Raw genomic sequence first — 21,648 nt, 5'->3', positions numbered from 1 at the left:
TACATAAGATAGACAAGCTATATAAGCTTTATCTTAAATTCTCAGGTTTTTGCTATATTCAATAAGTGCATACGAGTCAGTAAGCGTTACTCATGTCATAAAATTGAGTGACGGGTGGTTATTTTGTTCTTAAGAATTTGATAACACTCACTTAGTGGCTCATTCTAAAAAGAAATAGAACAAAAGGTATGAGATGAAAGGAATCATATTCACCGAATTTTTAGAGCTTGTTGAAGATAAGTTTGGTTTAGAGCTTTTGGAAGAAGTTTTAGAAATGTCAGAAGACGAAGGGATCTACACATCAGTCGGAAGTTACGACCATAAAGATCTCGTGAAGCTCATTATTAACCTGAGTAAGAAAACCGATATCGATGCAGGGAGTTTGCAACGCGTATTTGGGCAGTCAGTGTTTAAGAACCTGTTAGCCTCTTTACCGAACAAAGCGAGCCTTGCCCATAGCAACACCACTTTTCAATTTATTCAACACGTAGAGCGCTATATTCACGTAGAAGTGAAGAAGCTCTACCCTGATGCTGAGCCACCTGAGTTTAGCTTTATTACCACGACTGAAGCGCAACTCATCTTTGATTACAAGAGTGCGAGATGCATGTCACATGTTTGCTTAGGGCTAATAGAAGGGTGCGCTGACTACCATAACGAAACCATAATGGTAGAAATGACACCTCAGAATGATGACCAAAGTGTGGTTAGGTTTAATTTAAAAGTCGAAAAGTAATATGGATCTGGCATCTGCCCTAGAGAAAAAGCTTAAACGTCAAATAGCGGCACGCAAAGCGGCTGAAGCATTGTTGGAACAAAAGAGCCTCGAATTGTTTGAGGCCAACCAACAGCTTGAGCTTGCGCTGCGTCAGTTAGAAAAGCGTTCGAACGCGAATATCCGCCGCATTGAGTTTCAAGAACAAATCGACAACCTGTTGATCAATTTTGGGCGCGCGTTTCTTAGGAATGATCTCGATGACATCATGTTGTCTGAACTAACGGCTAACGTGACCAACAGTTATTTGATTGAAGCCAGTCGCCTGATACTGCCGCCTAAACTCATCCCTCAGCTTCTAGCATACGACTACGGCGACGAAACGGTCGGCGAGTTAGATCAAGATATTCAAGAACCTCAATGGCAAGGTGAATTACTGACAGTGCCGCTCGAAGTCGAGAAGGTGATTGTTGGTGCGCTGATCGTTAAGGTTAGGTTACTGGACCAAGACTATGAGTTTATCGAGAGCCAACTCTTGCTGGTAACAGATCTGATATGCAGTGCGTTAACTCATCAGCTCGCCATCAATCGAAATATTGAATCACGCAAACGAGCAGAAGAGTCCGAAAGAGCAACACGCGATTTCGTTGCGATGATTAACCACGAATTAAGAACCCCACTCAACGGCTTGTTGGGTAGTGCTGAATTGATCAGTGATACCGAATTAACCGGCTCTCAACGTGAAATAGTCAATAACCTAAGCCAATCTGGTGAGTTTCTAAGAACCATCATTAATGACTTACTGGACTACAGTAAGATTAATGCGGGTATGTTGGAGCTTATTCCGAAGAAGTTTGCGCTGAATGATTTGAGAAACACGATTCAGAGTATCTTTACCAACCGTGCGATTGAGAAGCAGCTTGAATTTAATATCACTGTTGCCTCAAACGTACCGACTCATTTCAATGGGGATTTAGAGCGTATCACTCAGCTATTTGTGAACCTAATTGGCAATGCGATTAAATTCACAGAAGACGGGCATGTAAATGTTGATATTGAATGGGGCAACAACCAATTCGCTTTCTCTGTTGAAGATACAGGGGTTGGCATAGCCGAGTCGGCACATAAAACCTTGTTTGAACCTTTTACTCAGGCTGATAGTTCGAGCAGCCGAAATTATGAGGGTACCGGGTTAGGTTTAGCGATTTGTCGCAAGCTAGTTGCTCTGATGAATGGTGAGATTAGTGTGTCGAGTGTGGTCGGAGTCGGAACAACTTTTACTATTTCTGTACCTCTACAAGTTATCGAAGTATCGCTTGAAGACGAACGAGTGGCCAAAAATGTCGAATCAAATGTTGAGTTGTCTTTATTAAAAGTGCTGGTGGTCGATGACATCAAGATGAATCAGATCATCATCCAACAAATGTTACGCAAATACGAAATTGACCCTGCCATAGCCAGCAATGGCGTAGAAGGTTTCGAGTTAGCGAGCAATAACGAATACGATATTGTGTTCATGGATTGCAGAATGCCGGTCATGGACGGCTTTGAAGCGACGCAGAAGCTACGAGAGAAAGGCTATAGCAAGTCGATTGTGGCACTAACAGCGGGTACAACGTTAGAAGAGCGTGAGCGCTGTATCCAATGTGGTATGGATGACATTCTTAGTAAGCCATACACAGCGAATGATCTGAAAGAAATGCTCCATAAATGGGGTATTGTGCCGGCGAATGTTGCTTAGTGCTTAGTGCTTAGTGCTTAGTGCTTATTTGTTATCAGCTATCAGCTATCAGCTATTAGTTCCTGTTGGCTATTAGGTCTCATTCGTTCGGTAGTCGTGTTTGGCGTTTATTTGAATCAAATATTAAAAAGCCGAAGTTATCATATCGATGACTTCGGCTTTTTTTTGCTTTTCGCTAGCTGATTAGCTGATTAACTGACGAATAAATGACGTATGTTTAGCAGTCTTCAAGCACAGGCAGAATGCGACTCAGCTTATCGAGCGTCTCTTGGTATTCAGAGGCACAGTCACTATCGAACACCACACCACCGCCAGCCCACGCATAGAGCGTGTTGTTTTCAGCAACTAACGTACGAATGGTAATGCTGGTATCCATTCTGCCATTTCGACTGATGTAGCCAATGCTGCCGCAATAAGCGGAGCGTCGATGGGGTTCTAACTCTTCAATGATCTGCATTGCTCGCACTTTTGGTGCGCCAGTAATCGAACCGCCGGGGAAACAAGCTCTCAATAAGTCAGTTGCTGAATATTGAGAATCTAGATCGGCTCTGATTGTACTTACTAAGTGATGCACAGCAGGGAAGCTTTCGATATCAAACAGTTTAGGGACGTGAACCGTACCAGGTTTCGCCACGCGACCAATATCATTACGCAGTAGGTCAACGATCATTAGGTTTTCGGCCTGATCCTTCTCTGCATTCATCAAGTCTTGAGCATGGGCATCATCAATTTCACGATCATCAGAACGAGGACGCGTGCCTTTGATTGGCTTGGTTTCTATGGTGCCACTATTGAGCTCTAAGAATCGTTCTGGCGAGACACTTAAGATTGCTGAGTGTTCAAGACGAATAAAGCCGGAAAACGGTGCCGAATTGTATTGCTCTAACTTTTCATAAGCGAGCCATTCGCTGCCTTGGTAATCGGCACGAAAACGCTGAGCAAGGTTTATCTGATAACAATCACCCGATAATAAGTACTCTTGAACACTATCGAACTTGTTCGCATAGCTATCTTGACTCATGTTGGATTGCCATGGCGTCGTTAATCCAAAGGCAGGTTGGATTACTGCATTGTGCTTTGACTGCGAGGTTAACCAATCGAGATGTGAATCAATATTTTGGCCGACAATACATGCCGTCTTCACTTTGTGATCAACGACAATGGCCCATTCATATAAGCCAACCGCCATGTCAGGAGCTTCAATATCACGCTGCGCTAGAGAAGGTAATGTCTCAACACGTCGACCTAAATCGTAGCTGAAATAACCCAACGCACCGCCGACGAATGGTAATTCGCTGTGTTCCGTTGTCGTTGGTAATAATTGCTGTTGATATTGGTCGAGTAGTTCGAAAGGATCCGACGTTGAAACCTCGCACTCTTCATTAACATTAACGGTCGTTTCTGCGCCGATAGTTTCGAAGGTGGCGATGGGTTGAGCAACTAAAATGTCGTATCGACTATCAACGTGGCTTTCTGAAGCAGAGCGTAATAGCATTGCCCACGGCATACTTTCAATATGAGAAAACAGCTGTTTAGCTAAAGTTGATTGATATTGAAGCGGCTTGATTTGGATAGAGCGAAATTCGTTGTTATTCATTTGTTTAATTTGTGACAAAGAGTTCGTTCACTGCATGGCGTGTGAGAGGAAGCAAGAGTATCATAAATTGAAAATAAAATGGGTTCTTGATTAGAACGGTGCAAACCAAATGGTTTAGTTTAAAGCTATGCAAGCGATTGCTAAAGCAACTAAATACAGCTCAACATAATAAAAAGCTAAACCAACTAATCCGGTTAGACAAAAACAGTCACACCAAGAACCCACATGGAACCAGAACAATAAAGAGGCATGCAATGACGGTTATTCGTAAGCAAGATGTGATCAGCAGTGTCGCTGACGCACTTCAGTACATTTCTTATTATCACCCTTTAGACTTTGTCCAAGCCCTAGAAAAAGCGTACGAAAAAGAAGAGAGCCAAGCAGCAAAAGATGCGATTGCTCAAATTCTTATCAACTCGCGTATGTCTGCGGAAGGTCATCGTCCAATTTGTCAGGATACGGGTATTGTTACTTGTTTCGTGAACATCGGTATGGATGTTAGGTGGGAAACGGATCAGACAGTACAACAGATGGTTGATGAAGGCGTTCGTCAAGCTTACAACAATCCAGATAACCCATTGCGTGCATCTGTCCTAATGGACCCTGCAGGTAAGCGTATTAATACAAAAGACAACACACCAGCGGTTGTTCACATTAATATGGTTCCAGGCAATAAAGTTGAAATTCAAATCGCGGCTAAAGGCGGCGGTTCTGAGAACAAAACCAAGATGGTCATGCTAAACCCTTCTGATGACATTGCAGAGTGGGTAGAGAAAACGCTGCCGACGATGGGTGCTGGTTGGTGTCCACCGGGCATGCTAGGTATAGGCATTGGCGGTACGGCTGAAAAAGCAGCGGTACTAGCGAAAGAATCTCTGATGGAACACATCGACATCCAAGACCTTATCGACAAAGGTCCAGAGAATGCTGAAGAAGAGCTTCGTCTTGATATCTTCAACCGTGTAAACAAGCTTGGTATTGGTGCACAAGGTCTTGGCGGTTTAACCACTGTGGTTGACGTTAAAATCAAAACAGCGCCAACGCATGCTGCGTCTAAGCCAGTATGTTTGATCCCGAATTGTGCGGCAACACGTCACGTACACTTCACATTAGACGGCAGCGGCCCAGCAGAGCTAACACCACCTAAGTTAGAAGAGTGGCCAGACATCACTTGGGAAGCGGGCGCAAATACACGCCGTGTTAACCTTGATGAAATAACCAAAGAAGACGTACAAGAGTGGAGGACAGGCGAAACAGTTCTTCTATCAGGCAAGATCTTAACCGGTCGTGATGCAGCGCATAAGCGTATTCAAGGCATGCTTGAAAGTGGTGAAGGCCTACCAGAAGGCGTTGACCTGAAAGGTAAGTTCATTTACTACGTAGGCCCTGTTGATGCGGTACGCGATGAAGCGGTAGGTCCTGCTGGCCCGACAACGTCGACTCGTATGGATAAGTTCACCGACATGATGCTAGAAGAAACCGGCATTATGGGCATGATTGGTAAAGCAGAGCGTGGCCCTGCAACGGTTGAATCAATCAAACAACATAAATCGGTTTATCTGATGGCGGTTGGCGGTGCAGCTTATTTAGTCGCTAAAGCAATTAAAAAAGCACGCGTGGTTGCGTTTGAAGATCTAGGTATGGAAGCGATTTACGAATTTGAAGTTGAAGACATGCCTGTAACGGTCGCGGTTGATTCAAATGGCGTGAACGCGCACCAGATCGGCCCTGACACGTGGAAAGTGAAAATTGCTGAAGCTGAAAAAGCATAATTTACCGAAGTCAAAAGTCGTAACAGGCGCTAGCTTCAGCGTTTGAATTGCAATTCTTGACAGAAAGTTGAAGACAAAAGTGCAGCATTATTTGCACTTTTGTCTTATTATCAATGATATAGTGATAAACACATCGTTTGATATAAGAACATAGGAGAGAGGAATGCCTCGTTTTATTCAGATCCTACAGATTATCTTGGCAGTGGTGATTGGTGCTTTTGTTGGTTACGACCTGATCTTGAAAGGGATCAGTATCTTTGATAATAAATACGTGACAATTACTTGTGCGCTTTGGCTAATTGCAGAGATTGCACTGTTTGTTATCTACAAGTTGATTGAAGACGATTAAACGTCGGATATCGCAGAAAAATTCTAAAGCCCCTGATTATGAATGTAGTCAGGGGCTTTTATTCATCTAGCATTAAGAATGTGTATTGCATACTCACTACTATTAGAAAAAGAAAAAGAAAAAGCATACATACTATCCCAACAGCGAAAGTACATAGGCTGCCTCTCTATTATCATAATCAGCTAGCCTAACTATCACGGAGTCGTTCAAATGAAACACCTAACTCAAGAAATGAGTGACTTTATAAGCAGAGGAACGGATTCTCATATTCGAGTAGCGGTCACGGGGCTTTCTCGTGCGGGTAAGACAGCATTCATTACTTCGTTGGTTAATCAGCTTCTTCATACGTCTACCCACAAAAATCTGCCTCTACTTGCATCAGCGAGAGACGGAAGAATTATTGGCGCTAAGCGCATTCCTCAACACAACATGATGATCCCACGTTTTTCTTATGATGAAGCGATGGAGTCACTCAATACGGAGCCACCAGAATGGCCAGTGCCGACACGAGATGTCAGTGAGATTCGCCTTGCCATCAAATATAAGCCTGCCAAAGGCGCGAAGAAACTGCTGAGTAAAAACAGTACGCTCTTCCTCGATATTGTCGATTACCCGGGAGAGTGGCTACTTGATTTACCCTTGTTGGATATGGACTTCGATACGTGGAGTCAGTCTCAATTCGCAGCGTTGAAAGGCGACAGGGAAACCTATTCACAAGACTGGAACGCAATCCGCGGTGACATCGATTTATTAGCAGATGCTGACGAAAAGAAACTGGTCGCGATTGCTGATAGCTACACTCAGTATCTTCATACTTGTAAGAATAACGGACTGCATTGGGTACAACCCGGTAGGTTCGTGTTACCTGGAGAACTTGAAGGTGCGCCTGTACTGCAATTCTTCCCGTGCAAAGCACCTGAAGATAAGTTTTCAAAAACCAGTAACTACGCAGTATTGAAAGCGCGTTATGAAGAGTACCAACAGAAAGTAGTCAAAGCGTTCTATAAGAATCACTTTGCTACGTTTGATAGACAAATTGTTCTGGTTGATTGCTTACAACCGCTCAATGCTGGTTATGACTCTTTCATGGACATGCGCGGTGCGCTAGAGCAGTTATTGAAGAGTTTTAAGTACGGGCGAAGTAATATGCTAAGACGCTTGTTTGCTCCAAAGATAGACAAGATATTGTTTGCAGCCACCAAGGCTGACCACGTGACACCGGATCAACATCCGAACTTGGTATCGCTATTGCAACAGATGGTGCATCCGGCTTGGCAACAGGCGGCGTTTGAACATATCGACATGAGTTGCATGAGTATCGCGTCGATTCAAGCGACAAGTGCCGGTTATATTTCTTCAGGTTCATCCCAAGTGCCTGCATTGCAAGGAACGACATTAGATAACGTTCCTCAAACTATGTATCCGGGTGAGGTACCACGTAAGTTACCGAACAAACAGTATTGGGAAACAAACCAGTTTGATTTCACCAGTTTTCGACCAATGGAGCAACACTCCGACGAGCCTTGTCAGCATCTGAGAGTCGACAAGGTTTTAGAGTATCTCATTGGCGACAAGTTGAAGTAATTGAGGCAATCAAAATGAGTGAATTAAAAACAAAACAGGTCTTTGATGAACCATTGAAGACCTCATTCGATGAACATGACCGTGGTTTTCATGGACAAGATAAGGTTTTTGGGAAACAAGGCATCGATGAAGCGAACCCAGACTTAGGCGCTCAACAACTGTTCACGGAACAAGAGAAATTTGTACCCGTCGCGCCACAAGTGGAAGCCGACCTTGATGGTGACGCTGAACAGCAACTGGAACAAGTGATTCGACCGAGCAAAAAGAAGAAGTGGTTTGGAACTGGCTTGTTAGTCGCTTTCTCTGGTTTAGTTGGTTGGCAAGCAATTGACTCTGTCATTACCGCGATTCAAACAGCAGACTGGCTCGCGTTAGGTTGGGCGGGCTTTATCGCAGCTATTGCTTCATTGGGTTTAGGCGCAATAGGTAAAGAGCTATGGAAGCTGCGTTCACTGAAAGACCATTTCAGTGTGCAAGAGCAGAGTGAAGAGCTGTTACAAAGCCAGAGTGTCGGTAAAGGCAAAGTGTTCTGTGAAAACATTGCCAAGCAGGGCGGTATAGTTGCTGAGTCTCCTTCGTACGATAAGTGGCGGAACAGTATTAACCCGGCGCACAGCGATGCTGAAGTGTTGGATATGTATGATGCGTTGGTCGTGAGTCAGCAAGATAAAGTCGCCACTCAAATCGTTACCAAGTTCTCTACGGAATCAGCAGCACTGGTTGCTGTGAGCCCACTCGCGGCGGCGGATATGTTGCTGGTGGCGTGGCGTAATTTCACCATGATAGACAAGCTTGCTGACGTTTATGGCATTGAGCTAGGTTACTGGTCGCGCATTAAGTTATTCAAGTTGGTGTTAATCAACATGGCTGCTGCGGGTGCCAGCGAACTGGCGATAGACGCGAGTATGGACCTAGTATCGATGGACTTAGCGGGTAAAGTCTCTGCAAGAGCAGGGCAAGGTTTAGGTGTTGGTATTTTAACCGCTCGACTGGGTTTAAAAGCCATGACTTTGCTTCGTCCTATGCCTTGGCACAGTGAGCGAAAAATAAAATTATCTGACCTTCGTAAAGCCGTCCTTTCTGAAATAAAGCGCATTACTTTGAAATAAGAGCGCACTGGTTTGAAGTAAAAGCGTATCGCTATGAAATACAGAGTCCGAAATTTGTTCATCTGTAATGGTCAACAAATTCCAGACACTGGCTTAAGTCGTTTGGTGAAGAAGAGTAAACATATGTTTACTCTTCTTCTTGACTGAACTCAGAGCTTAATTCAAACTACTGTCAACTTATCCTGACACCTATAATAGGACTATTTGTGCGTCTTGAAGTATTGTGTGAAGACAGACTCGGCTTAACGCGTGAGTTGCTCGATATCTTGGCCTCAAAAAGCATTGATTTAAGAGGAATCGAAATTGATGTTAAAGGAATTATTTACCTAAATTGCCCTGATATTAATTTTGATGCTTTTAGTGAACTTATGGCTGAAATTCGCCGAATTTCAGGTGTGAAGGATGTACGTAAAATCCAATTTATGCCAAGTGAAAGGCATAACACTGAGCTGATTGCACTGCTCGCGAACCTGCCTGATCCAATGATTGCGATTGACCTTAAAGGCTCAGTCGACATGGCTAACCACGCTGCACTGAACCTATTCGGCAAGCAAGAAGACGAAGTCATCGGTGAGCCGCTGTCGACATTTGTTCCTAGTTTCAATTTTGCTCGCTGGATCGAGGGCGATGTAACGCGCCATCGTGAAGTTGTGGTGTTGGAAGGTCTAGACTTCTCTATCGAGATATTGCCTATTTATCTTGGTGGTGAAGTTAACGAAGCGGTACTGGCTAGCGCCGTAATGACGATTCGTTCTTGTAACCAAGAGATGAATCCACCAGACGCGATTCCTGAACAGAACAACCTAGGCTTTGAGCATTTTGTGGGTGTTTCTAACCGCCACAAAGCCTTGATCAGCCAAGCTAAGAAGTTGGCTATGTTGGATCAGCCTTTGCTGATTGAAGGGGATACGGGTACGGGTAAAGAGATGCTGGCAAAATCGTGTCATAACCGTTCAAATCGCTCTTCTTGCCCATTCTTGATTTTAAGCTGTGCATCAATGCCTGACGACGTGGCAGAAACCGAATTGTTTGGTCATGCTCCGGGTTCATTTAATCATGAACAAGGTCATAAAGGCATCTTCGAGCAAGCGAATGGCGGTACGGTATTTCTAGATGAAATTGGCGAAATGAGCCCGCATCTACAAATCAAATTATTACGTTTCCTACAAGATGGTTCATTCCGCCGTGTTGGTGAAGAAGAAGAGATGCATGCAGATGTTCGAATTATCGCGTCTACACGTCATCGCCTGTCTGAATTAGCGGATTCGGGTTCATTCCGTGAAGATCTGTTCTATCGCTTGAATGTATTAACTTTGTCTATTCCTGCTTTGCGTGAACGTTCGAATGATGTAGCTCCGTTATTGGAACTGTTTGTTGCTAAGTACGCACAGCAGCTAGGTATGTTAAAGCCAAAGTTAACTCAAGAGTTGATTGACCAATTAGGTAATTACCAATGGCCGGGTAATATTCGCCAATTGGACAACATGGTTCTACGTGCACTAACAGAGTTAGACTCTGACACGCTAACGGTTGAGCAATTCCACTTGCCTCAGCTTGAAACCATGACGGCTGGAATGGCGAACCTGAGCTTAGACGGTTCATTGGATGAGATCATGAAAGACTATGAATCTCAGATCCTTGAAAAGCTCTATCAGTCATTCCCATCGAGCCGTAAGTTAGCAAAACGTTTGAATGTCTCTCATACCTCAATTGCGAATAAGCTTCGTGATTATGGGATCAGAAAAAACTGAACAAGTTAATGGAATAAGAAAAGCGAATGGAAGACTTAAGTACACCAGAACGTGTTTATAAACGCGATGGAAATCTTATTCTACGCACAGCGAAAATCGACGACGCGAGCATGATCAGTGAGTACTTTCAGACGAACAAAGAATACCTAAAGCCTTGGGAACCGGTTCGTGAAGCGGTTTTCTTTGAAAGGGCTGGATGGGCGCAACGATTGATTAAGTTGAATGAGCTTCATAAAATGGGACTAGGCTATTATTGCTTGCTTGTTAATGATGACACCAACGAAATGTTGGGCACCATTTCATTCAGTAATCTATCTCGATTCCCTTTCTATGCGTGTAACGTCGGCTATTCGCTTGCTGAAAAAGCCCAAGGCCACGGCTACATGCGTAGAGGCTTGAGTATGGCAAAAGACTACATGTTCGATGTACAAAACATGCATCGTTTAATGGCAGGCTATATGCCTCGCAATGAACGAAGTGCTGGCGTGCTCGAACATCTCGGTTTTGTACGAGAAGGTTTTGCTAAAGAATACTTACAGATTAACGGTAAATGGGAAGATCATATACTGACGGCTTTAGTGAACCCGAACTGGGAAGACAAGCGCGCTCTTTAGACGCCAATCTTTGCTACGGGGAAAAGTATTGAAACGCCAGTAGCTTTTAAACGTAAACAGCATTTTAGACACAGTGAATACCAAGCGATCTCTAATCGCCGCGGTGTCAAGAAGAACATATAGGCATGGTAATCCAGTAGCCTGAGAAGATATTTGAGGAATTTTGATGTCGTATACAACTTTGGACGAATACCAAAGAAAATGGATTTTCACTCACCAGTCGATGCCGCTACCAGCTGAGGACTTGGAAAAGATTAAGCCAATGACACAGGCAAGAGCGTCTCAGTTTTGGAAAGAGAACGTGAGCCCTCAAAGCCCAGATGCAGAAAGGCTAAGTTCGCAAGACTGGCCAAGCAAAGCATCGAACTGGAATGAAGAGATCAGCTGGATGGCAAATTGGGAAGCGGATGAGCCTGAAATGCCAGAAGAGATTCTAAACTTCATTGATTGGCAAGATGACGTAACTGTTTATTTTTGTTATGAAAAATACAATGTTTTAGAAACAAAATGGTCAGTTTTCAAGAAACACTGGAAGAACTTTTTGTTCTACGATGATGGCCCTATTCTACTAGGTCGCCGCCGTTCAGAAGCACTTTGGTTTGCTACAAATGGTACCGTTAAAATTGGTAACCGTGCTTAGGTTCGGTGTGATTTAATCGAGCGAGTGTTGGCGATCCGATCAACAGATAGACAAACAAAAAGCGAGCATTGAGCTCGCTTTTTTATGCCCGATGATCTTCGATGATCAATGGTGAATTTTGGCTATTTTAGCCTTAACGTTTAAGTGATATGCATTGGGTTGTAGCAGAGTGTTTTATGAAATTGAGATCGCTATCTCATTGGCTTAGTTGAAGTTTTAATGTAATGAGCTATCTTTATAGTACTGCCTTAGTGGAGGTGAAGTATTATGATTTGGGATACTCTCGAACGTGTAAATAAACTTCGCAAGGAAGCAATGGAGGATCCAGAGTTTTTGGATTCGGCAAAAATGCATGAGGAATGGCTTTTAAGCGAAACTCATAACCATTCAACGAAAGGAATCAAAGAGAAGAAACCGAAAAAGTTAGCAGATATTTATGAAAACACGGATTTTCCTATTAACCCAACTGGAACGAAACATTAATAATGATTAACAGCAATACGGCTAAGGCTCTTAACCAGCAAGCCTCTAATCGACTAGATGTTGGTCAACGAAACACTAACCAACCAGACACTTGCAAACAGGCCTTTAGCCACCAATAAAAAAGCCACTTTCAACGAATCGAAAGTGGCTTTTCTTTTTTAATTGATCGCAGAAGCTAATCGGCTTCCAAAGGTTATGTTAAAGATCAACTATTGATCAGGCTCAATCCGCTTGGTAATGCATCACCAAACACGCGCTTGGACTCACTCTCTGAAAGCTCGGTCACTTCGCTTACTAGCATCAACCAAGAATCAGGTACCTTGCTTTGTTTTAGCTTCTCAATCACCTGATTGCGATAGTCGTCAGAGATATCGAACTGACGGTCGCCCGTTTTACGGCAAATCATCACAGCGGCAAAGGCAATCATCTGTTCTTTCTGCCAGTTCTGCTCAAGCAGTTTCGGTAGCCACTGTTCAGCTTGCTCTCTAGGAATTACGCTGTGTTGGCTGCCATACAAAGGCGTTCTTGAAGCTAATCGACCTAGAGCCCACCAGTGTGCTTGCTCAAACTGATTATGGTTAATCGCCTTGCTCAAGAACCAACTAGCCAGCAGTACCTTGTCTTCCACTTCAAGTTGCTCAAGTGATGCTGCCAATCTCACCATGGCTTCATAACCATTGTCTTGTGCATCTTTAGCTGTCTTAGGGTTCTTCATTGCGCCTGGGTGAAGGTACTTAGCAATGTCTGCTAAGATAGTTTCTTGCTGATCTTGCTTTAACCCGCCAGCGACACGACGCCAAAATACCCACCAATCGGTCCAACCTTGATGGTTTTCGAATTGGATGCTTTGTTGGTAAAGTCCCCAAATTTGTTCTATACGCCATGAGTCAGTTGGATCACCAAAGCCTGGACGTAGCGAGTAACCAGCTAAACGAAGCCAGTTCTTCTCATGTGCTTCAGAGCGGCGGCGGCGTTTACGACCTAATGAGAAGGTATCAAACAAGTGACGAAGAGTCGTAAAGTCCCACTCGTCGCGTTTACCGAGTCGTTTTTCAAGATCTTTAGACAGAGTGTTGATCTCTTTAGATTCAGCACTTTTCTTGTTGCCGCTGTATAGGCGAGAAATTAATTCCTTACACTCGTCCAATCTTGGATGCAGCTTAGAGGTATCAGATTCATCACCTTGTTTGTTTCTTACTTCGAACTCAAGTAACCAACGTTTTGAGTCATCTTCGGTACTCACGCATTCCATTTTCAGCGTGCCGACTTCGGTTAACTGACAAGCGAGCAATACTTCAACGCGCTCTTTTTGGTTGGCTTGAAGTTCGGCGTTGCCAGACCCTTCCAACGTAGAAATATAAGGTGGAAGAGGGGAGAACAAGTCTGCATCGACATTGACCATCACACCATTTTGAATAGCGGTGTCATGAGCGATTTGATCGTGCGTTGAAGTCAATAGATTGAAACGTACCGGTTCACCCAAAGTTAGTGAGAAACGACGGCTGTTCAAGCGTATCTCTTGACCTTCTTCGGTCCCCTTAGCAAGCAAGCAAAGTGCCTTACCCATCTTGTTCTTTTCTTGTAGATGTAAGAAGTAAGAACGAGCAGCACCGCCACCGATTTTTAGTTGTGCACCACGGCGTGCTTTACCAAAGGCAACCGCGCCAAGGGCAACAGACCAATCTGGATGAGGGTTATCAAGCACTGTGATTGGAGAACCATTCCAGTTGCCCAGTAGCTGAGTAATTCGCTCTGTTACCAGTTCACTATTGAACACACCACCATTGAGTAACACACCAACAGGGATAGCAGGCTTGGAGTCATCGAATTCGATAGAGTTTGAATTTTCCAGTGCGGCTTTAGATACTTGCTGATGTGTCGCTAGGAATTCGGCAACGTGCTTACTTACCGCAGGATCTGCTGCGTAGGGTAGGCCGAACTCAACCACCGCGCTACGTCGTTTGTCGGGTACTTCCGTAAACTCAGAAAGTGGGAAGAAACCTTCCAGTGCAATCTGATGAACTTCTTGTTTCGTTAAACCAATACTCTTGGTACCGCCAAGTAGCTTTGAACCGCTGCCCAGCATGGTGATCTTCACATCGTCTGGCGCGTTAGCAGAAAGCAGGCTCTCTTTTGCGGCGCGAGTTTGTTGAATCAGTTTGGTTAGGCTAGAAGCATTCAGCTTTTTGTTTTGATTGAAGCGTTGCTCTGCAAGGTGAGCAAGCGCTAAATCGAGGTTATCACCACCTAGCATTAAGTGTTCGCCGACGCCGATACGGTCGAGTGCTAGCTCGTTTTTACCGTCGTTGTTCGAATCGTTATTTGCGTTGAATTTCGCTTCAATTAAGCTTAAGTCGGTGGTGCCTCCACCTACATCACAGACTAAGATCAACGGGATCTGTTTAAGTTCTGCAGCTGCCGTTTGTTGGTGGCGAGCATACCAGTCGTAACAGACAGCTTGCGGCTCTTCGAGTAAGAGAATCTTACCTAGGCCTGCGAGTTCTGCCGCTTCGAGTGTCAGCTTACGTGCGGTCTCATCGAATGAAGCGGGAACGGTTACTACAACGTCTTGGTCTTCAAGCTTGTTGCTAGGGTTACGGTAGTTCCATGCTTGGCGGATGTGGTTCAGGTAGCTGGCGCTTGCGACAACAGGGGATACCTTATCGACGTCAGCCGCACCTGCCCAAGGCAGAATGTCGGAGTTACGATCAACGGCTTGGTGTGATAGCCAACTCTTGGCACTGGATACCTGACGGCCTTCAACTTTTGCGCCCAGTTCGCGCGCCCATTCACCTACGATGACGTTTTGAATATCGCCTGCAACTAAGCTTGGCTCCCACGGCATGGTGAGGTCAGAAGGGGAGATTTGACCTTGTGCTGGGTGGTAACGAAAGGATGGGAGTAGGGGCTTGCGAACCACTTCACCGGGGCCGATGAGTTGATCAATATCGAAAAGAGAAACGGGAGCATGTTGTAGGTCGTCGTTGATTTCACAGTAGGCAACCACAGTGTTGGTTGTGCCTAAGTCAATGCCGACTAAAAAACGAGGAGATGCCATACAAAACCTTATTCTGCCAAAGTGATGACCAGTTTGTTGATAGTCTTGGTCTTATTATTGTTGTTCATAACAACGAAATTCCCTAGAAGATGTATGACTGAGGCGGGAATAGGTGCTCACTGTCATTGAATTGATATTCCCTGTTAAGCTTGTCGTTTGAATTCTTTTAGTACAGGGCTAGGGAATCGCATTGATAAAGTAACGGCACCCGTTAAGGTGCCGTTGATTGATTATGCTTCTTGGTTTGAATTGTTGCTGTCAGAGTTTGCGTCTTCACGAACGTCGAACTCAACGTGCCATTTCTGACCGTTATCAGCAGCAATTGCTTCTAAGTAAAGCGTGCCGAGTTCAGTAACACGAGAGGCTAGGGTTACGGGAACCACTTCACCTTCACGGCGACCTTCAGAAACCGGCAGTGTCACTTGAATCTCTGGAAGTTCATCAAGATCTTCGGGAGCCCAATGATCAAGGTGCGTACCCGCTACGTCTTCACGACGAGTCGTAGAACCGAAGAATTGGAAGTGTACTGGCTGGCCAATCACCAAACCAAATTCTTGGCTAGGAACTTGAACGCTTGAACCTTCTTCCATACCAAACGGAGCAACACACAGTGCTTCCATTGGAGGAGCCATCCCCGGGATAGCTGGCATCGCGCTTTCAATTCCTACGTAGTAAGAAGAAGCGATACCACCGCGGATACGAACGCCTTGACCACGACGAACTGCGCCGTAGTAAGAAGCGCCACTTGCAACTGCTAAGTCTAGATCCAATCCAGTAAGTTGTTTAGCAAACTCAGCGTCAGCATTGATCAACCATTCGTTGATCGTGTCTGAAAGGCGTTCTGACAGTAGGTTCGATTTTAGAACACCACCGTTGAACAGAACCGCTGTTGGCTTGATGAAGTCTGCCGCTGGCGCTTCAGCGCCTGGCATACCGGGCATGTTTGCAAACGGGTTGAAATCTTGCTGAGCGGTTTCACTATTTCCAGAAAGCGCGTTCGCTTGCTTAGAAAGGAATGCAGCAATGTGACGAGTAATACCTGCATCTTGTGCGTAAGGCAGGCCCATTTGAGTCAGTGCACCACGTGTTTTTTGTACAGGGTGTTCAGTCACTTCTACTTTAGGAAAGAAGCCATCAACTAATGTCTGTTGCACTTCTTGCTGAGTCAGTTCTGTTTTCAGGGTTGCGCCAAGCAGCTTAGAACCTCGGCTTGGAACAACGATTGGCACAGATTGAAGTTCACCATCGTTTAACAGTGCTTCTTTCGCATCACGACAAGCGTGAGTCATGGCTTGAACCTGCCAAGGAGCCAGTTCTTTGCCTTCTTGAGCCAGTTTCATTTTCAGACGATACGCTAGAGCTAAGTCCATGTTGTCGCCGCCAAGTAGGATATGTTCACCTACTGCGATACGGTTCAGACTTAGATTGCCATCATCTTGTGTTACTTCAACTAAAGAAAGGTCAGTTGTACCACCACCGATATCGACAACAAGCACAATGTCACCAACGTCTACTTCATCACGCCATGTGTCGTTGCTGTTATCAATCCAACTATAAAGTGCGGCTTGTGGTTCTTCTAGAAGAGTCAGGTGAGTGAAGCCCACATTACGTGCAGCTTCTGCCGTTAGGTCACGAGCGGCAGGATCAAACGAAGCAGGGACGGTGATCGTTACATCTTGGTCTGCCAGTTTGTGTTCTGGATTCGCGTGATTCCAAGCATCTTTAAGGTGCTCAAGGTACAACTCAGTTGTTTTAAGCGGAGATACTTTTTCAATTTCTTCAGGGCTACCTGCAGGAAGAAATGCGTCGCGACGGTTTACACCACTGTGGCATAACCAAGATTTCGCGCTAGCGACTAAGCGAATAGGGGTCTTCGAACCAAGGTTACGAGCGATAGCACCAACCAGTGCTTTTGGCTCAGATGACCAAGGTAGAACGCGAGAACCTGAGTTCATTTCGTGTTCGTGCGGTTGGTATAGAAACGAGCCTAGTTGGCTGCGAGTTTCTACCGTACCAGGAGCCGTAAGTTGAGGGATTTGCATCACCTCAACGCGAGCGTCTTCATTGCTTGTGTCGATGTAAGACAAAACGCAGTGTGTTGTACCTAAATCGATACCAACACTGAACTTAGGCGTCTGATGTTGCTCTTGAGAAGATAGCTCTTGTGAATGCTCTTGCGATGAAGAATGGTTTTGGTGTTCCATTATAGCTCCACCTCTGCCGGTGCAATGACAGATGCATCGTAGTTTTGAGCAAGCTTAGGCAGGTTCATGTCAGTTGCTTTCCAGCCTTTATGAACCAGTGTGCCGTTGAACGGAGCATTACCAGTTACGTTGCCTGTTAGACGAATCTCTTGAGGGTTAAAGCCTTCAACTACCGTAATACGAGTCTCTTCGTCTTCATTACGGATGTGCGCAAGTGTTACGTAGTCTGCTAATACTTTTTGGCCGCCAGTGTGAATAACACGTGCCGCCGCGCCAACTTCTTCGTCAGAGAACGAAGTTAAGTCTTCTTTTAGGAAATCGATAAGGCGAGCTTCTTGTTGCATGATTGAAAGCAGTTGCATTGCAGAATCTGTTGGTGCTGTTGCGAGTTTAGATTCAACTTCAACCACTCTTTCGATGACTCTTTCAACTTCAACCACTTTTTCAACTTCGACAATCTTTTCTACAGGCTTTTCTACTTCAACGATCTTTTCTACTGGTTTTTCTACGACTTTCTCAACGACTTTGGTTTTACGAGAAACGGCAATGAGCAGTAGTAAAACGCTTGATGCAGTTAGGCCTGCGTGAAGCATATCAAACGTCTGTGGGATTAGGTTCAAATCAACGATCATAGTGATTTTCTCTTTAAATTGATTTAACGGTATATTCATTGGTTAAGTTGAATATACGGGTTGGAAAGAAAACTCTGTAGCACTCAGGCAAAACGGTTTCTTTCAAGCTATAAATATGGGTGGATACTAGCATATTCAAGGCTTAAGGGCTGTATTTAATGTTTTTAATCAAGTGGGTTTTTGGCGTGTTAGAGTGAAAATTAGTCGAGATTTGTTCGAATAATAGCCTTTGATGTGAGAGGGAGGTAAACATTGCCCATTTTGTGTCAGATTTAGGACTAAACATGAATGGAGCATGATTCCTTAACGTTATATACTTATGACTTTATATAATCCAACATGAGATATGTATGCCGCATACCATCGACCCGCTAACAGGGTTGAAGAGAAGAACTCTGCCATTAGTTGCTTTTTTGGTCACCTTTCTGATCACCGTGCTGTGTTTTGTGTTGGTGGCTCTCAATCAAAATCGTGCGTTGAGCATGAACTTGGACAACTTTGCTAAGAGTCAAACTTTAAGCCTAAAAGCATTTATCGATAATGATGTCGCTTACATCGGTTCTGGTGCCAATTTTTTCTATGCGAATGATCCTGAAGACTGGGATAGGTTTGACCGTTTTGCACAGCAAACCATTAACGTTTCAAAGAGTTTGATTGGCCTGCAATGGATGCAAAAAGTATCGATAGACGAAATCGCCGAACATACGGCACAGATGAAACAGAAATACCCATTTTACAAGCTGTACACCATTCCGAAGCATCAACCAAAAACCTTTGGTTACATCTTAGATGGTGAACCTGCCTTTATCGCTACCGATATCTACCCGAATACCGCACCCAACAACAAAGTTCTGGGCTTTTACTCTTCTCGTGAGCGATTTAAGCTCGTCTTAGACAATATTAAGCAGACGCGCAAAGCGAATATTTCAGACAAAGTCCGCTTGATACAAGATGGCTTAGACCAAGACACTAAAAAGAGTGGCATGCTGGTGTATCACCCTGTATTTGAAGGTGAAAGTAACAATTTACTAGGTGTGGTGATTGGTGTGGTTCGTACAACTTATTACTTTGAGAATCTGCTGGCGTCGACTGCGGGTGATATGGACGTGTATGTGCGAGTTACCGATACTGGTTTTGAAGCAGAAGATTCTCCTATTTTGTTTGAAACCGACGGCTTTGAGGGTGTATCAGGACACCATATAACTAAAACCATTAGCCTGACTAATCGCGATTGGAAAATCGACTACAAGATAAACTCATGCATCTCTTTTTATGGTCGATTAGTGTTAGCCGGAATTGCTTTAGTTGGTACCACTATCTCTTTGTTGCTTGCCTACATTGTAAATCTTCAAATCCGTGAAAAACAACGTTTGTACCAAATGCTTGATAAGAGGACGGAAGAGCTACGCTTCTTAGCCAATCATGACAGTTTGACCGAGGTTTATAACCGACGTGCATTTAATAAGAAATTAGACAAAGCGATAGATCGCGAACAACCATTTAGCCTTATTGGGTTTGATGTCGATAAGTTCAAAGGCATCAACGACCAATTTGGCCACCCAGCAGGCGATGCGTTACTTATTCACGTTATCAAACTTATCTCTGTTAGCTTGAAGGAAGGGGATGACTTGTTCCGCTTGGGCGGTGATGAGTTCTGCATAATTTCGAGCATCTCAGATCATGAAGCGTTGGATCGTTATTTGAAATGCATTCTAAATACCGTTAGCGACTCTCACTGTGAACATCAAGGCCGCCAATTAAACTGCACGTTAAGTATTGGTGCCTCTATTCGTAGCAATGAAAGCACAGAAGAAATCCTGCAACGAACTGACAGCATGTTGTATCAAAGTAAGTCAAATGGTCGAAATAGAGTCACAATTGCAGGCTAAATGAGCACTTGATACAACTAGGGTCGAGTTCTGGACTGGGCTCATGTACAATTTCACGAAATTTTTGACGAGAGAATTAGGCGACGTATGAATCACAATCGAGTGGTGTGTTTCGATTTGGAAATGTGCTGTTGGAGCGAAGACGGTGTGGGAACAACAGGTGAGATCATTGAAATTGGTCTTGCTGAGATTGATCTAGCGTCTGGAACTATCGTGAAGCGAGCACAATATTACGTTAAGCCAGAGAAGGACGAAGTCTCTCTATTCTGTGCCGAGCTAACGGGCATTACTCCTCGTAAAATCGAAAAACAGGGGCGTCCATTAGAATCTGTGATCAAGTCGATGATGAAAAACTTCGGTGGTCCTAAAAAAATCTATGCAGCGTGGGGACGTGATGACTTAATCTTACATAACGAATGTAAAGAAAAAGGCATCGAGCCACTGTTTAACGAGTTCCTGAATATCGCTACGCTTTATCGGGTTCAAAATAGATTGAAAGATAAACGTATCGGTCATCGTGCAGCTCAAGAAGCGAAAAATATCGAGTGGGAAGGTCGTCAGCATTCTGGTTATGTGGATGCTTATAACCTCGCGAAACTAACATTGACGATGCTTTAGTCTTTAAAAGCGATTGGTCTCTTAAAAGAACAACAGACAGCAAAAAGCCACCTTCTGAGTTCCTATATGATCTGAGTTTCTATATGAAAAACTAGGTGGCTTTTTTGTATTCAAGGAAAGGTGAAAAATGAATCAAACTTCTGGTTCTAGTTATTCAATCTAATTTGTTATTCAGCCTGTTTCTTTATTTAACTTAGTGCCTTATTAAACTTAGTGCCTTATCCAACCTAACTATTTGCCAAGCATGTTTTTTAACTTATCACCCTTATCTAAAAAGTGATGCTTCATTGCGCCTAAAACATGTAACGTTACCAACGACATGAAAACCTTAATTGCAGTAGCATGAATAAAAAACAATAGGCTAACCATTTCTCTTTTTGTGGCCCCTTCACTAAATACCCATACATAAACACTGAATACCAGTGTATCAATCAATGCGATACTTAAACCGGATAGTGCAATAAAAACCAATGTTAATACTTGAATAAATTGCACCAACTTAGGGATAGTAACTCCACATTGGCCTCTTTTAGGTTTAGTCATCATTACTGAAAGTAAGTATGGTTGTCCCAATTAAAACAAAAACTCCAAAAACCTGATGGACGAATATTGTTGGATATTTATCAGGAAAGGGAAGTAGGCGACTCGATATCAAACCGAGAGTCAATGTAACCATGACGGTGATTAATATTCCCCAATGCAGTGAATCCACTCTCTTTACTTCATTGTTGTCTACAATGTTTCTCATTATTTCTTGATTCATGCGGTATTCCATTATTGATTTTTAATGTTCCATTATATTTGTCTGTCATGTGTTATGAATATGTGTACCTCATGTTTAATATTAATAATAACGCATCGATTTAATTAATATTAAATCATCACTCCGACT

17 protein-coding genes are annotated in these 21,648 nt (G+C 43.9%); 12 read left to right on the top strand and 5 right to left on the bottom strand.

What is annotated here, in order from left to right; genetic code table 11:
• Nucleotides 1–193: 193 nt before the first annotated feature.
• Both OCV36_RS09615 and OCV36_RS09610 read left to right on the top strand, forming a co-directional pair.
• Nucleotides 194–736, top strand: coding sequence for a heme NO-binding domain-containing protein (locus tag OCV36_RS09615; RefSeq protein ID WP_102553157.1), 543 nt, complete (start codon nt 194–196; stop codon nt 734–736).
• Between the two features lies 1 nt (nt 737).
• Nucleotides 738–2,456 (top strand): ATP-binding protein, encoded by a 1,719-nt coding sequence (locus OCV36_RS09610; RefSeq protein ID WP_135455023.1) that lies wholly within the window; start codon nt 738–740, stop codon nt 2,454–2,456.
• Between the two features lie 217 nt (nt 2,457–2,673).
• Here OCV36_RS09610 and pabB read toward each other — a convergent pair whose 3' ends face one another.
• On the bottom strand, nt 2,674–4,053 hold the full coding sequence (gene pabB / locus OCV36_RS09605; protein WP_135455091.1) for an aminodeoxychorismate synthase component I: 1,380 nt from the start codon (nt 4,051–4,053) through the stop codon (nt 2,674–2,676).
• A gap of 254 nt (nt 4,054–4,307) precedes the next feature.
• Between pabB and OCV36_RS09600 the strand changes: the two genes are divergently transcribed.
• The 8 genes from OCV36_RS09600 to OCV36_RS09565 all read left to right on the top strand — a co-directional run bounded on the left by OCV36_RS09600 (nt 4,308) and on the right by OCV36_RS09565 (nt 12,355).
• Complete coding sequence (locus tag OCV36_RS09600; RefSeq protein ID WP_135455021.1) at nt 4,308–5,825, top strand: fumarate hydratase; 1,518 nt, start codon at nt 4,308–4,310, stop codon at nt 5,823–5,825.
• 163 nt (nt 5,826–5,988) lie between these two features.
• Nucleotides 5,989–6,174, top strand: a complete 186-nt coding sequence (locus tag OCV36_RS09595) for a hypothetical protein (RefSeq protein ID WP_004734731.1) — start codon at nt 5,989–5,991, stop codon at nt 6,172–6,174.
• 210 nt (nt 6,175–6,384) lie between these two features.
• A complete protein-coding gene (locus OCV36_RS09590; RefSeq protein WP_135455019.1) occupies nt 6,385–7,758 on the top strand; it encodes a YcjX family GTP-binding protein in 1,374 nt (457 codons plus the stop codon).
• Nucleotides 7,759–7,772: 14 nt separating this feature from the next.
• Complete coding sequence (locus OCV36_RS09585; protein ID WP_135455017.1) at nt 7,773–8,867, top strand: YcjF family protein; 1,095 nt, start codon at nt 7,773–7,775, stop codon at nt 8,865–8,867.
• Nucleotides 8,868–9,073: 206 nt separating this feature from the next.
• Nucleotides 9,074–10,618, top strand: a complete 1,545-nt coding sequence (tyrR, locus tag OCV36_RS09580) for a transcriptional regulator TyrR (RefSeq protein WP_102553162.1) — start codon at nt 9,074–9,076, stop codon at nt 10,616–10,618.
• Nucleotides 10,619–10,644: 26 nt separating this feature from the next.
• A complete protein-coding gene (gene rimJ, locus OCV36_RS09575) occupies nt 10,645–11,232 on the top strand; it encodes a ribosomal protein S5-alanine N-acetyltransferase (protein ID WP_135455015.1) in 588 nt (195 codons plus the stop codon).
• 166 nt (nt 11,233–11,398) lie between these two features.
• The gene (locus OCV36_RS09570) at nt 11,399–11,872 is read left to right on the top strand and encodes a DUF2947 domain-containing protein (protein WP_004734736.1); all 474 of its coding nucleotides are present in this window, start codon (nt 11,399–11,401) and stop codon (nt 11,870–11,872) included.
• Between the two features lie 267 nt (nt 11,873–12,139).
• Nucleotides 12,140–12,355, top strand: coding sequence for a hypothetical protein (locus tag OCV36_RS09565; protein WP_017074587.1), 216 nt, complete (start codon nt 12,140–12,142; stop codon nt 12,353–12,355).
• Nucleotides 12,356–12,560: 205 nt separating this feature from the next.
• Here OCV36_RS09565 and OCV36_RS09560 read toward each other — a convergent pair whose 3' ends face one another.
• The 3 genes from OCV36_RS09560 to OCV36_RS09550 form a co-directional block, all read right to left on the bottom strand.
• The gene (locus OCV36_RS09560) at nt 12,561–15,413 is read right to left on the bottom strand and encodes an Hsp70 family protein (protein ID WP_135455013.1); all 2,853 of its coding nucleotides are present in this window, start codon (nt 15,411–15,413) and stop codon (nt 12,561–12,563) included.
• 230 nt (nt 15,414–15,643) lie between these two features.
• The gene (locus OCV36_RS09555; protein ID WP_135455011.1) at nt 15,644–17,617 is read right to left on the bottom strand and encodes an Hsp70 family protein; all 1,974 of its coding nucleotides are present in this window, start codon (nt 17,615–17,617) and stop codon (nt 15,644–15,646) included.
• Nucleotides 17,617–18,249: a DUF2760 domain-containing protein gene (locus OCV36_RS09550; RefSeq protein WP_017074584.1), complete on the bottom strand. Its 633-nt coding sequence runs from the start codon at nt 18,247–18,249 to the stop codon at nt 17,617–17,619. The genes OCV36_RS09555 and OCV36_RS09550 overlap by 1 nt, the downstream gene beginning before the upstream one ends.
• A gap of 350 nt (nt 18,250–18,599) precedes the next feature.
• Here OCV36_RS09550 and OCV36_RS09545 point away from each other — a divergent pair, with 350 nt between their 5' ends.
• Both OCV36_RS09545 and OCV36_RS09540 read left to right on the top strand, forming a co-directional pair.
• Complete coding sequence (locus OCV36_RS09545) at nt 18,600–20,138, top strand: sensor domain-containing diguanylate cyclase (protein WP_135455009.1); 1,539 nt, start codon at nt 18,600–18,602, stop codon at nt 20,136–20,138.
• A gap of 87 nt (nt 20,139–20,225) precedes the next feature.
• Nucleotides 20,226–20,756 carry a 3'-5' exonuclease gene (locus OCV36_RS09540; RefSeq protein WP_017074582.1) on the top strand — a complete coding sequence of 177 codons (531 nt, stop codon included), beginning with the start codon at nt 20,226–20,228 and terminating at the stop codon, nt 20,754–20,756.
• A 231-nt stretch (nt 20,757–20,987) separates the two neighbouring features.
• On the opposite strand, the gene OCV36_RS09535 is transcribed toward OCV36_RS09540, so the two are convergent.
• Nucleotides 20,988–21,329 (bottom strand): cytochrome b/b6 domain-containing protein, encoded by a 342-nt coding sequence (locus OCV36_RS09535; RefSeq protein ID WP_245300903.1) that lies wholly within the window; start codon nt 21,327–21,329, stop codon nt 20,988–20,990.
• Nucleotides 21,330–21,648: the final 319 nt, after the last annotated feature.

This window comes from Vibrio echinoideorum (genome assembly GCF_024347455.1).
Classification (GTDB): Bacteria; Pseudomonadota; Gammaproteobacteria; order Enterobacterales; family Vibrionaceae; genus Vibrio; species Vibrio echinoideorum.
This window is presented reverse-complemented; position numbering and strand designations above follow the sequence as displayed.